General features: G+C 64.1%; 10 protein-coding genes and 3 pseudogenes. 8 read left to right on the top strand and 5 right to left on the bottom strand.

All coding sequences use genetic code 11. The features are described from left to right. Positions 1 to 453 precede the first annotated feature (453 nt). Positions 454 to 1098, top strand: coding sequence for a Crp/Fnr family transcriptional regulator (locus ACTMTI_RS55815; protein ID WP_441129218.1), 645 nt, complete (start codon positions 454 to 456; stop codon positions 1096 to 1098). A 28-nt stretch (positions 1099 to 1126) separates the two neighbouring features. Here the strand turns inward: ACTMTI_RS55815 and ACTMTI_RS55810 are convergent. After that, positions 1127 to 1312 (bottom strand): annotated as a pseudogene (locus ACTMTI_RS55810) (IS256 family transposase); the annotation flags it as partial. Between the two features lie 40 nt (positions 1313 to 1352). Beyond that, positions 1353 to 1627, bottom strand: a pseudogene (locus tag ACTMTI_RS55805) (transposase); the annotation flags it as partial. A gap of 488 nt (positions 1628 to 2115) precedes the next feature. Between ACTMTI_RS55805 and ACTMTI_RS55800 the strand changes: the two are divergent. The 5 genes and pseudogenes from ACTMTI_RS55800 (at position 2116) to ACTMTI_RS55780 (ending at position 6581) form a co-directional block, all read left to right on the top strand. Then, positions 2116 to 2841, top strand: coding sequence for a hypothetical protein (locus ACTMTI_RS55800; RefSeq protein ID WP_441129217.1), 726 nt, complete (start codon positions 2116 to 2118; stop codon positions 2839 to 2841). Continuing rightward, positions 2838 to 3116: a helix-turn-helix domain-containing protein gene (locus ACTMTI_RS55795; protein WP_358449375.1), complete on the top strand. Its 279-nt coding sequence runs from the start codon at positions 2838 to 2840 to the stop codon at positions 3114 to 3116. Before ACTMTI_RS55800 ends, ACTMTI_RS55795 begins: the two co-directional genes overlap by 4 nt. A gap of 710 nt (positions 3117 to 3826) precedes the next feature. Then, entirely contained in the window at positions 3827 to 4699 is an 873-nt protein-coding gene (locus tag ACTMTI_RS55790; RefSeq protein WP_441129216.1) for a hypothetical protein, read from the top strand. Positions 4700 to 4711: 12 nt separating this feature from the next. Beyond that, positions 4712 to 4828, top strand: a pseudogene (locus tag ACTMTI_RS55785) (ATP-binding protein); the annotation flags it as partial. Positions 4829 to 5183: 355 nt separating this feature from the next. Further along, positions 5184 to 6581: a HEPN domain-containing protein gene (locus ACTMTI_RS55780; RefSeq protein WP_441129215.1), complete on the top strand. Its 1398-nt coding sequence runs from the start codon at positions 5184 to 5186 to the stop codon at positions 6579 to 6581. 327 nt (positions 6582 to 6908) lie between these two features. Here ACTMTI_RS55780 and ACTMTI_RS55775 read toward each other — a convergent pair whose 3' ends face one another. Beyond that, the gene (locus ACTMTI_RS55775) at positions 6909 to 7607 is read right to left on the bottom strand and encodes a DUF4872 domain-containing protein (RefSeq protein ID WP_441129214.1); all 699 of its coding nucleotides are present in this window, start codon (positions 7605 to 7607) and stop codon (positions 6909 to 6911) included. Positions 7608 to 7864: 257 nt separating this feature from the next. After that, entirely contained in the window at positions 7865 to 9322 is a 1458-nt protein-coding gene (gene ltrA / locus ACTMTI_RS55770; protein WP_441129213.1) for a group II intron reverse transcriptase/maturase, read from the bottom strand. A gap of 655 nt (positions 9323 to 9977) precedes the next feature. Between ltrA and ACTMTI_RS55765 the strand changes: the two genes are divergently transcribed. Further along, positions 9978 to 10361 carry a transposase gene (locus tag ACTMTI_RS55765; RefSeq protein WP_441129212.1) on the top strand — a complete coding sequence of 128 codons (384 nt, stop codon included), beginning with the start codon at positions 9978 to 9980 and terminating at the stop codon, positions 10359 to 10361. On the opposite strand, the gene ACTMTI_RS55760 is transcribed toward ACTMTI_RS55765, so the two are convergent. Then, positions 10315 to 11412: an IS110 family transposase gene (locus tag ACTMTI_RS55760; RefSeq protein ID WP_441129211.1), complete on the bottom strand. Its 1098-nt coding sequence runs from the start codon at positions 11410 to 11412 to the stop codon at positions 10315 to 10317. The two genes, ACTMTI_RS55765 and ACTMTI_RS55760, sit on opposite strands and share 47 nt — an antisense overlap. A gap of 61 nt (positions 11413 to 11473) precedes the next feature. Here ACTMTI_RS55760 and ACTMTI_RS55755 point away from each other — a divergent pair. After that, positions 11474 to 12349: IS3 family transposase (locus tag ACTMTI_RS55755; protein ID WP_441129219.1), on the top strand; the 876-nt coding region annotated here is incomplete at its 3' end.

Raw genomic sequence — 12349 nt, 5'->3', positions numbered from 1 at the left:
AACGAGTCCCTCTCAACCCAAACAGCCGCATAGGCTACGCCCATAAGACGGCTGTCCGGAATCTCCATGGCTCCTCAGTACGCAGAGCCGCGCGCGCCAAGATCATTCCAGGCGGGGTGACGCCGCACGATCGATTCACAAGGAGTGAATCAGAGCCGCCCTTCACGGCCGCCCTCAGACATACTCGCCGCTTCCACCTGCAACGACGACTTCTTGGGCCCGGCAGGCTCCTCCCGCCGAATCGGATCTTGAAGCCTCACGCATCGATGGTTGGGCTCGACAACTGAAGACTATTCTTCGTGATCACCGAATTACGATAATTTTCTTCACATTAATGAGCGTCATCGTCGCTGTTCGGCGGCTGTGGAAATGATCAATGCGCCATTCCCTGACCAGCCTTCCAAGTGTTCGAACACACCACCTCGCGAGCTCGGAAGCTTCTACACTTGGCCTGTGCAAGCGACCCCCGAACAAGAGCTCTTGCAAGATCTCATCAAAACATCTCCGACCTACTACTGCCGCGCCGAGCAGCTCCTCCTCAGGCAAGGCGAACCAGGCGACCGAGTGGTCATCATCATCGAGGGTCTGGTCAAGGTGGAGCGTACGGAATTGAACGGCGAACGTAGCATCCTCGCCTTCCGCGGGCCATACGAGTTCGTCGGGAGAACTGCTGTCTTGCAGAGCTGTCGCCATTTTGCGAGCGTTGAGACACTGCTGCCGTGCAAAGTCGCTGTTGTGCGCCCTGACGCATACCTCGGATCCGTTGCGGAGCGCTCACTCACCCTCCCGGTGGTGACGCATACCCATGGGCGCCTGATCGAGTCGATGATCGTGCAGGGGAACAGTCCTCCCTGGATCCGGCTGGCGTTCGCCCTGGTTCGCCTCGCCAGCCGCAACTGGAGCGGTGCCGCACCTGACAGGCCGGCTGTGCTGCCCCTCACTCGTACCGATCTCGCCCTCCATCTCAGGGTCAGCCGCAACACCATCTCTGCATCACTCAGGCAACTGGCGGAACGGGGTGTCGAGGCCTCACGAAACACGATCGTCATCACTGACCTTTCAGCACTGGGCGAGGCCGTGAAGGAGCTCGACCGCTGATGAGATCCTGCATCCGCAGGTCAATCGGTCATGGCTGCGGGATCGGAGCCGGGGCGGGTGTGTCGCCGGGGACGAAACGTAGACGGGCTTTGGCCGGCACGTCCAATCCCATGTAGCGGCGAGCTTCGACCCGCTCATCGCTCTGCTCGGCCAGCACGGCGCTGACCAGCCGGATGATCGCGGTTCGGTCGAGGAAGACGCCGACCGCGTCGGTGCCGGCTGACCTGGCTTTTGGAGACGTGCTTGATGCCGGTTGCCCGACCAGTTCGTCTACCCGCAGTGCCGAGCCAATCGGGGACGTATGAGCCTGAGCGCAGCTTGGGGATCGCCGGTGCACGGTGCCGGCGCGGATGTCCCACTCTCGACGGCGATAGCCGTTACGCGCACTGGTCCGTTCGTTGCTGCACTCGCCGTACGGTGCTCCGCGCAGGGTGTCGGCCTCGGACATGGTCTTCACCACGGATCGCAACACGTCCGGGTCATTGCTTCGCCAGCCACCGCGATGGCCATCTCCATTTGCGGTCGCCACGCATGTGACCAGGGGGAACTCGTACCCACTCCCGTGGACGCAACCGCCGAGTTCCTCGGAACTGTCACGTTCGAAACGCTCGTTAAGCACCCCTGGCCTCACAGTGAAGGGATGGTTCAGTGCAAGGTTCGGGTAGAGCGTCTGGATCTACGGTCCAGTCTCCTCGACCTCTGTCTCATTGTGAGACCGCCCCGGGTGATCGGCATTGCCGATCGGCCTAGGCATCGACTGTGTACGATCAACCCGGTCGCCAGGGGCAACCTGCATCCAGTGCAACCGTGGCGCTTCAACTGCGAGTTACCAGAAGTACATCCGGTGAGAGCCAGATCACATGTCTTCTGCACTCGCAGTGCTGAAGCGCGTGAGCACACTCTGGAAACTATCCCCAACACCAGAGAATTTGGGCTGACCAGTGGTCTCGGCCCATCCTCGTATAGGGCGATCCCCGAGTGAACGACGCGGTTGCCCTATGCGGTGAAGGAGCACTGATGGCGAATCACCGATGGGGCGCCCTGTCCCGCATCGTCAACGAGCGGATCGAATCAGGAGCACACGACGGACTGTTGATCGATACGGGTAACGGCCTCGTCCGACTGACCGCACGCCAGGTCCGTGACGCGGTATGCGTCTCTGGCAGGGACACGACTCTACGCGACGCAATCTGGCGGGAGGCAATCCATGCAGCACAGCGAGAAGGGCCGACAAACGAGACGGGACGGCTGTTCGCCCTATGGCTGGCGGAGCCTTGGATGCGCCGGACCCTCTCCATGATCTCCATCCGGCTGCGCGTGAGCCATGAGGATCTCGAAGCCGAGATGGCCACCACTCTTCTGGAGGGCTTGACGACCATCGACGCAGATCTACCAGGTGCAGGCGAGAAGGTTCTCAAATCTGTGTCGAGCAGGGCTTGGTCCGAGGCTCGTTCCGGCAGCCGGGAAACTCCCGTGAAAGATCTCTTCGTATTCGCTCCTCCGAAAGGTCTGAATCGGTTCCCCGGCGGCAGATGGGAGTCGAAGACAGCTCCACCCGGGCATATCGGCGAGCGCTCCGCCCCGATCCGCTTAGCCGCCACCCCTTCACAAATCGAAGGAGTCCGTCTTGGGGTGCTGGCCCAGCGCCTCGGGTTGACGGACATTCTTGATTGCGCTCGGCGCCCTACCAAGAGGCGCCTCATCGGTACCCTGTCCCTGCGCTCGACGGGAGCCCCTCGATGATCGGGACACCGATGACCTTCGCTGAGGCATTCCACCTCCCTCTGGTTGTCGACCTGGGCACTGCCGCGAGAGCTCTGGGAATCTGTTCTGGTACCGCATACCGACTAATCCACTCGGGCAACTTTCCGTGCCATGTCATCCAGGTCGGCACCCACTACCGCATCCCCACGGCATTCCTGCTCAAGGCCCTCGGCATTGAACAGATCCCGATCTACGAAGCGGACTTGGAGGGAGGCGTCAAGTACGCTTCCCAGGAGATGGAGGAGGACGAATAGCCGTGGCCGATTCGACCTCCCATCGCTCAGGAAAGAGCTTGAACGCCCAATAAAGGGTGGGCCGAGCAGTGTGACGGCCAAGCGACACACCCGGTGGTGCGTCCAGCTTCTGTAAGCACACCAACCCACGCCGCCGCGTACATGTGTTTCTGGCGATTAAGCACTCTGAAGCGAAGTTCGGAGGATGCGTAACGGTCGAGAACGGATAATCCTGCCTTTGGATTGACTGGGCCGCTGGTTGCGACCACGGCTAAGTGGACCTTTTGGGAAGGTTCACAGGAAGGGTGTAGTGTCGGGGGTGTGAGGCGGAACTGCATCCGCGCCGTGACCCGGTGCGCGCCTTGTTGGTACCTGGTGTGCACCGATTGCTCCCGGCAGGCACTCGCCCTCGACTAATCGCAGAACCGCCTGTATCAAACAGTGACTGAGGGCGTGGTTGCAGTCGGCGAGCATCCTCTCAGGCAGATTGATGAACTGAGCTCAGGACCAGGTTTACTGGTCCATAGCTCCCCGGCTGGGCTGTGACTTGTTTTTCCCATGGTCGACCTCTGTAGAGGAGTATATTGTTGACTCAGGTATCGAACGAGCCCGGAGCGACCGCTGAGGGGTGGTTTGACTTTCGAATTCGCTTTCGTGTTGGAAATACGTCCCAGGTGACGGGAGTCGAGGCCGACTCGTGCATTCAAATGGATCCCGGGAACCGTGTCACGATGGAGCGATGGGCGGTTGACAGTTCCTTCCTCATAGTTCGCGGCAGGAATTATGTCTCCATCGCGGCGGCCGAGGCCGCCGCGCGGCAGTGGCGCGCCGCACTCATGCTGTCCTTCGCCAAGCTCAATATTGGTGCCGACTTTGGTACGCGAGCACCACAGGGGCAGCTAGCCGATAGTGGTCGCCGCATCCTCCAGGAGCACGTTCCTGGTCAGCTTCGGCAAGTGCTGGATGATGTCCACGGAATACTGGTGTTTCCCAGTGAACCAACGCCCTTGTTCGTGACTGCCATGCCGGTCAGGGCTGTGCTGAGTCGCCCTGTCCAAGAAGTTGTCACCCAGGCGCTGGCCCTCGTGGACAGAAGCGATCTGGTTCTCGACGATGCACAACTTGTCGCCCATAGTCTTTTCGCGTCCTCATTCTCCGAGGCATCCGTCGATGCTCGCTTCCTGATGCTGATGATGGCCGTTGAAACTCTCATCAAGCCGGACGACCGATCAGACGCTGAAGTTGCTCTTGTGGATCATCTCATCGACCAGGCCAAGCGCGCAGATCTTCCGGTCCGGGAGAGAGACTCTCTCATCGGCTCCTTGAGGAGCCTTCGTAAACAGTCGATCGGACAGGCTGGTCAATCCCTGGCTTCTCGGCTCGGTGATCAGCAGTTCTCTGGCGAAAGCCCAGCCGAATTCTTCAAGAACTGCTACACCCTGCGGAGTCATTTGGTTCACGGCAAGGTGCCACGGCCAAGTCGGGAGGCGGTGGGGCTGCGTGCGGCAACCCTTCAGATCATGGTCGGGAGATTGCTCTCCCATCGGAATATCGTTGTTGCCGATGATCTCGAGGGCGGCCAGGTAGATGGCCTGGGTATTTGATTTCTCCACCAGCCCGAACTGGATCCCCGCCACGTCCGCGACCTGGCCGCCTTAGCCTTTGTCGAGGCCAACGCCGCGCTGCCTGGCCTGCCCGGTGCCGGAAAGACCCACATCGCCGCCCCCGTCGCGCAGCCGCAGTGCCTCGGCCGACGGCAGTCGGCGTGTCTTCTGCGGGCACAGTCCGCCACCGGCCAAGCGTCTGTGGATCGCACGCAAATCGGTCCATTGCCTGGCACAGGATCCGGCGCACGCCATGGGCCGGTGCGGTGTATCTGCGTCTGCACACTTCCTGGCAGTGGTCTTCAGATGCAAGGCCAGGGCGCGAGTGAACAGCGGAATGATGGAGGGGCAAGACAGCGTCCAGGGCACCCGGCCTGGACATCGGATCTCGGTCGACTGCTGCCCGACCGCAGGCGTTCCGCCATCTCAACTAGCCGGTCGGGTCGGTCCCGAGCGCAGCGTCAGGTTGGAAGGGCTCCGTATCATGAACGAATTCTCAGAGGTGATCACACCTGTGACGTCCAGCACAGATGCGTGCGGCAGCAGTATCGCCGGCACGTTCTGGAGGGCCACCGATCCGTCCGTCCGCTCCCCAGGACACCTCGAGCTCGCTAAGCAGGCTTCACCCTCGCTCACGGTGTCGCCTTCCCTCTATGGCGTTCCGGGAATTGTCACCATACAGGTCGCCGGCGACGGTTCGGTCGCCGCCAAGTCGGAGTCCACAGATCCCGGGATCGTCGTGATCCATGGAGAGCTTGAGGACGATATCCCGATCACCCTCCTGGAAGCGCGGTCCATGAAATGGGCCGGAGGGCTGACGCGCGAGAAACAGAAGCAGCGTTTCGAGGGGATCTTCGCGGTTGTCGGAGCGCATCTGGACAACGTCAATCACCACTTCGAAGGACTTCGAGTCCGCCTGCAGACGCTCACCCGTGCAGCCGATACGGCAAGCGCCCCCGTGCAGCTCGGCAATGGTGGCCAGCTGTTTTGGGAGGACTTCTCCGGTGAGCCTCAGCTCGTGCTGACGAATCTGCCGCCAGTCGGGATGCACATCCTGGAGCGTACATACCTGCAGCCACTCGTCACCCTGCTTCAGCTTGCCACCGCACGCCCCGTAACTGTGATGGAGTTCGCTGTTCAGGAGCATTCCCAAGCGCCCTGGTGGCCTGTCCACAGTCCTTCCCAGCACGGTGACGACCTCGCCCTCCCGTCGCAGCCCCTGCTGCCTCTCACTGACCTGTCGCCTGCCGTGATCGGGGCGTGGTTGGACCGTGTCGAAACCCTCGGTCCCCTTCCTGCGGGAGTGGCGAGTGTCCTCACAACCTCGCTTCCCCTGGAGACCCAGGTTCTGATCCTCAGCACGATCTCCGAAGGGCTACACCGGCGGCTCTTCCCCGACGCGCAGCGTTTCTCCCCTGAGCTCGCGGCTCAGATCCGCGAGGCAGCAGCCGAGGCGGTCAAGGAGGTCGACAAGTCCGCCGCCGAGGCCGTCAACGGGTTCCTCGGCCATATGCATGAACCCGGCTACGGACAAAGGCTCAATCAACTGGCGCTTGACGCCGAAGCGCTCGTGCCGGGGGTCACCGGCCGCTCGAACAAGTGGAAGACCCTCGTCTACGGAGCCCGTAATGACTTCGCACACCAAATAAACCCTGGGTGGCTGGAGGACGGCGATGTAGATCGATACCTCACCGTCGCGTTGTCGTTGCGCTGGGTACTACGCGCTCTGCTCCTGGGCCAGGCCGGCCTTCATCCCGACCTTCTGCGCCGGAGGTTCGCGGAGAGTCAGGAATACGGGTTCTTCCTGAGGAACGTCCACGAGTGGCGGCCGGATGTATATCCGGATGCGCATCCAAACAAGCTACGGGAATCGGTCACCTGAGGCCTTCACCGCAACCGGCACCTCACCTGATCGACTCTCCGGCAAGATCAACATGGCTTCCAGCTGGTACCAGCCCAGGCGAAGGAATACACCGGGTCATCCTGCCGTGCCCGCTGCCGTCTCCCGGGTGACCGGAGCTCACGAACGTGCCGCAGGTCAAGCTTCCCCGGCGGGCATGGTGGGTGCCGAGAACTACGTGGCCTGCTCAGACGTTGCGGGGCTCGGTGTTTGGAGTTGGTGCCTGACCTGCGGCTTCTTGATGGCGTCAGCCGGCGATCCGGTGTGGCGACCCGCATGCGCCTGCCCTGTCCCGTCTCGTTCGGCCGCCTACGCTTGTTCCAGCGCTCGGGCGCCCCGCTCTTCGACTCGTATCACCTGTTCCACCAGTTCGATGATCTCGACGAAAGACGCCCGGCCGGCCGCGGCTGCGGCCACCTGTGACCATTGCTCGCCCGCCTGCCGGTAGACGGCCGCAGCCGCGTCGTGGCCTGTCTCGGTCAGGAAGTCGGCATACAGCGGCCGCGTGGCGCCCGTACTGGTGTGTTCGGTCGTCAGGCAGTCTCGCAACCGGTCCAGGACGGCACCGGTGTCGGGGAAGCGGCGGGTCCAGCCCTGCTTGCCGGTGGTGTCCGCGAGCTGAGCGGCCAGTTTGCGCATGCCCGACAGGCCGAAGTTGACGTCGAAGGAGTTGTTCAGCACCGGCCCGGTCAGTTTGGCCGCAGTGTCCTGGATGGCTTCGGCCACCCGCGGGGACCCTGTGGAGGTTCCGGTCACCTCTATGAGCTGGTGCTTGGACTTCTTCAACGCCGACCAGGCCGCCATGAAGTCGGTCAGGGGCATCTCGCCGGGCCGGTCGTCGTGCACATGCACGATCTGATCCTCGACGCCCAGCACCGCGACGTCGACGGGATCGGGAAAGGACAGCGGCGGCCGCCAGGGGAGGAGGTTGCGGGCGAGGGTGCAGATGGGGTACTCGATGAGCATCTCGACGCCACCGAGCCCAGCTTCGACCAGATCTCGGGCCAAGATCGGGATGCTGCGGTCCCAGGACCTGCGTTCCCCTCTACCTGGGTTGATTGAGGGGCCACGGAGATTCCGGACAGCCGTCTTATGGGCGTAGCCTATGCGGCTGTTGGGGTTGAGAGGGACTCGTTGAGTGGGCTTGTGCGGTCGGCCCAGGGCGCGGTGTCGGTGTTGCCACCGGTCCGTTTCCCTGAGCTGCCGTCCCGAACCCGCCGTGCGCCTCTCGACGCAACGGGCTCTCCACGTGTCTTGCCCGGTGGTCAGCTTGTGGCTGCCGGTTCGATGGTCCACGGAGTCGGGATGACCGCTCCGCGGTATCGGTAGCGGACGATCGTGACGCTGGATGCGCCGCGGAACGCTATCGATCCTTCGGCGAATCTCCAGCCCTGGTCGCAGAATCTCCGCAGCTGACTGCGGGGTATCCGGTGTTTGCGAAGGAGCCATCGGGCGATGCGCTGCCACGCGTGGTGGTCGATCGCGGCGAAGGTCTTCTTGGACACGCCATGGCGGAAGTAGGTCGCCCACCCGGCTAGCATCTGGTTCAGTCCCCGGAGCAGGGCGGCCAGACTCTGGTTGCGGGTGTGCCTGTAGGTCCGTTCCGAGATCCGGTCCTTGATCGCCTGGATGGCTTTCGCGGACGGTTTGGTGTAGACGACGAGCTTGTTCGTGCCGCGTTTCCGCTGGCGGCGGATGTTCTGGCCGAGGAAGTCGAAGCCGTCGTCGATGTGGACCACGCGGGTCTTGTCCACTGAAAGGCGCAGGCCGAGCCGGGCCAGGACCTCCGTGATCTGCTCGCGCAGCATCTCGGCCCGCTCGGCTGGTCCGGACACCATGACGACGAAGTCGTCGCAGTAGCGGATCAGCCGCCAGTTGCCCTGCCCGGCGCGTCTGCGCTTGGTGCGCTGGTAGTCGGTGCCCATCAGGGTGTGCCACTGGGTGTGGAAGTGCTCATCCAGTGCCGTCAGGGCGATGTTGGCCAGCAGCGGGGACAAGATCCCGCCCTGGGGAGCGCCGGTGAGGCTGTCGGTGAACAGGCCGTGGTGCATCACCCCGGCCTTGAGGAACGCCTTCACCAGCGCCAGCACGCGTTTGTCGGAGATCCTGGAGCGGATCCGCTCCAGCAGCGTGGCGTGATCGATCTGATCGAAACACGCCTCGATGTCGGCCTCCAGCACGACGTGGTAGCCACGCCGGGCCGAATTGACGATCTCCTCGATCGCGTCCTGGGCGCGCCGGTTGGGCCGGAACCCGTAGGAGACCGGCAGGAAGTCGGCCTCGAAGATGGGTTCCAGCACCGCCTTGAGCGCGGCCTGCACGATACGATCCTTCACCGTCGGGATGCCCAGGTCACGGAGTTTCCCGTTGGCTTTGGGAATCTGCGTCCGCCGCACCGGCGACGGACGGTAGGTGCGGGCCTTCAACTCGTCCCTGATCTGCATCAGGAACGGCTGCACTCCCAGCCGGGCTTCGATCGCGGCCACGGTCAGCCCGTCGATCCCGGCCGTCCGCGCACCGGTGTTCGTCGAGACGCGTCGCCACGCCTCGGACAGGAACGCCGGATCGCAGACCAGGTTGTACAGATCATCGAATTGGCGCGAGCGATCGGCCCGCGCCCACTGGTGCAAGTTGACCTGCATCCTTCGTACCGAGACGCCGGACCTCCACGGGGAAATCCCTGACGTCTCGGCCCCGGTGTTCACCGGGGCGTCTTCGACCATTGCAGTGTGCTCCTTGTCTGACACGCTGCCGCCCTTCCCCAAGTAGCCGGCTTTCCCGGCCGCGGAGTACTACGGCGGCTCCGTCCCGTCCGCGCCCTTCGGCGGGCAACGCGCCTATCCCGGTTCCGGCCGCTGGGTGTGAGCCGAGGCCGGGAACGATGCACGGACGGTTCCCACGTTTACTGCCGACCGATCGAGAGGTGAGGTGCCCGGCTATGCCCCTGCGGTCTCGCCACGGCTACGCCGTAGTCCTTCACCGTGGCCTCCCAAGCCCAGCAGGGGAAACCGACCTGGAAGTTCACCGAGACCTCCATCGCCATGGCACGGCGACGCAGCATCGGTGACGCACCGCTGACCAGCCCACATCCACCGGGTTGGAGCTGGCACGCTATCGAGAGGCGTAACAACACCGGTTCCTCGCGTACACCTTCCTCTCTCGCTCACCGGGCCCGGCCCATCCGGTAGTCCTGGGCCGACCCGACTTCGTCGCGGCTGCTTCCGCCCTTCCTGACGTTCCTCCAGGTCAGGCTGCCGCCAGCTTCACCCGCCTGCTACGACAGACAGGCAGCGGAGTCCTTCCACCTCCGCTCGGTCCAACAGCACTTCGTGGCGCACCCCCTCGTAGCGTGGAGACCGAACCAAGAGAGGTTTGGTCGTGGCAGGAACCACGAGGCGTCGCTTTGATCCGGAGTTCCGGGCTGGGGCGCTGCGCATCGTCAAGGAGACCGGCAAACCCGTCGCGCACATTGCGCGGGATCTGGGTATCAACGAGTACACGCTGCACAACTGGGTGCAGATGGACCGGCACGCAACAGGGCAGGTCGGGCGCGACGGCAACGGAGGCGGCAAGCTGAAGGAGTCCGAGCAGGAGGAATTGGCGCGGCTGCGGCGGGAGAAAGCCGAGCTGGTCAAGCAGCACGCCAAGGACAAGGCCGCCTGGGAGAAGGAGCGCGCCGAGCTGGAGGACGAGCGTGATGACGCCCCTATGCTTGTCAAGCCACAGCGGGCGGAGTACGCGCTGGTGAGAGTGCTTCGGTGATGATCGGGAAGACTTCCCGGGCGACGTAGCGCTTGAGGCAGCGGATGATCTCTTTCTTGGATTTGCCTTCGCTGGTGCGGCGTTCGGCGTAGGCGCGGGTGCGCGTATCGCGGCCGAGGCGCGTGACGACGATGGTGTATAGGGCGCTGTTGCTGCGCCGGTCGCCGCCGCGGTTGAGCCGGTGCCGGACGGTTTTGCCGGAGGAGGCTTCGATCGGGTTGACGCCGCACAAGGCGGCGAAGGCTGCTTCGCTGCCGAGCCGGTCGGGGTTGTCGCCGGCGGTGATGAGTAGCGCGGCGGCGGTGTCCGGCCCGATCCCGTACTGCTGGAGCAGCTTCGGCGCGCATACGGTGATGATCGCGACCAGCGTTCGTTCGTGGGCGCGGATTTCCTCGGTCAGGGTCAGGATCCGGCGGGCGAGCATGCGCAGCACCGTGCGGGCCGTGTCGTCGATGGTGCGGTGCTCGGCCTCAGGCAAGTCCGCGCAGGTGCGGATGAGGGTGACCGGTCCGAGACCGGCGAGGGTGTCGCGCAGCGCCGGGTCGGCGCGCATCAGGACGGCCCGGAGCTGGTTGATGGCCTGGGTGCGGGCCTTGATCGCCGAGTCTTTGGCGACTTTGACCATGCGGATCATCTCGACATGGCCGTCACCGGTCTTGGCGATGGCGGTGGCGTCCCGTGGCAGGACGGCTCGAGCTGCGTTCTCGGCGTCGAGGGCGTCGGTCTTGCCGCGCCGCCGTCGGCGGGCCCGATCCGGCCGGTTGACCTCCAGGACCTCGAGGTAGTGGCGGCGCAGGTAGCGGTTGAGTGCGGTGCCGTGTGAGCTGGTGCCTTCCACGCCGGCCCGGCGAAGGTGGCCGTGTCCGCGGGCCCAGTCCAGCAGCGCCGCGTAACCGTCGGCGGTGGCGGGGAACGCCTGGGTGCCCATGAGCACGCCCATGACGGTGATCACTGCTGCGACGTGCATCTCGGTGTGGGTGTCCACGCCGAGCACGATCTCCTCTTGCTGGTCTTGGACGGTGGCGGTGTGGTCGTCGGCGGGGCGAGTCACAGGTCTCCTCGAAGGCTCGGGACGTGGTGGTCGCCGGCCGGGCGAGGAGGTCAGGACTGTGATGATGCACATGGCGAGGCCCCTATGGGGACACATCCGCGCCTGGTCCGGCGGCACCGCCCAGGCCAGGGCGACAGGTCATCACCAAGGCACGGCGGCCAGTCTCAAACTGGGTCAGACCCTGACCTTCTGGGCGGTGCCTCACCAGTCTCACAGTCCTCAAACGATCTGTGGTCCTATGGGTCAAGGACTCGCTGAACCGATAACCGTGGTGGAGTTCATCGAGTCCCAAAGGGCCGAGTTTGGTGTCCCCCACACGATCTGCTTCCGTGCGCTGGGAGTGTCGCCCTCGTGGTTCTACAAATGGAAGAACCGCAGGCCAACAGCTCGGGAAGAGCGGCGCGCCCGTCTGGACGAGGAGATCAAACGGCACTTCGCCGCCTCCGGTGGCACCTACGGGTCGCCACGCATCACCCAGGACCTGAGGGCCGAGCAGTGGAAGCTGTCGGAAAACACCGTGGCCAAGCGGATGGCCGAACTCGGCTTGGCCGGGCGGAGGCCGAAGAAGCCGCGTTCGCTGACCCGTCAGGGCAAGCGGCCGGCCGCGCCGGATCTGGTGCGGCGGAAGTTCACCGCGGTCGCTGCGGACGTGCTGTGGGTCGGCGACGTCACGATGATCCGCACCGATGAGGGGCCGCTGTACTTGGCCTCGGTCGAGGACTTGTTCTCCCGCCGGCTGCTCGGCTACGCCATGTCGGAGCACCATGACGCGGCGCTGACGGTCGCGTCGCTGCAGATGGCCGTGGTCACGCGCGGTGGTGACGTGGACGGGGTGATCTTCCATTCGGATCGCGGATCGGAGGGCGGATTCAACTGGTCGTCGCAACACCTTGATCCGGAGGTGTTGCATGGGGAGACCAGCGGGGTGGATGACGAC

The organism is Nonomuraea sp. H19 (assembly GCF_052068215.1).
GTDB lineage: Bacteria > Actinomycetota > Actinomycetes > Streptosporangiales > Streptosporangiaceae > Nonomuraea.
This window is presented reverse-complemented; position numbering and strand designations above follow the sequence as displayed.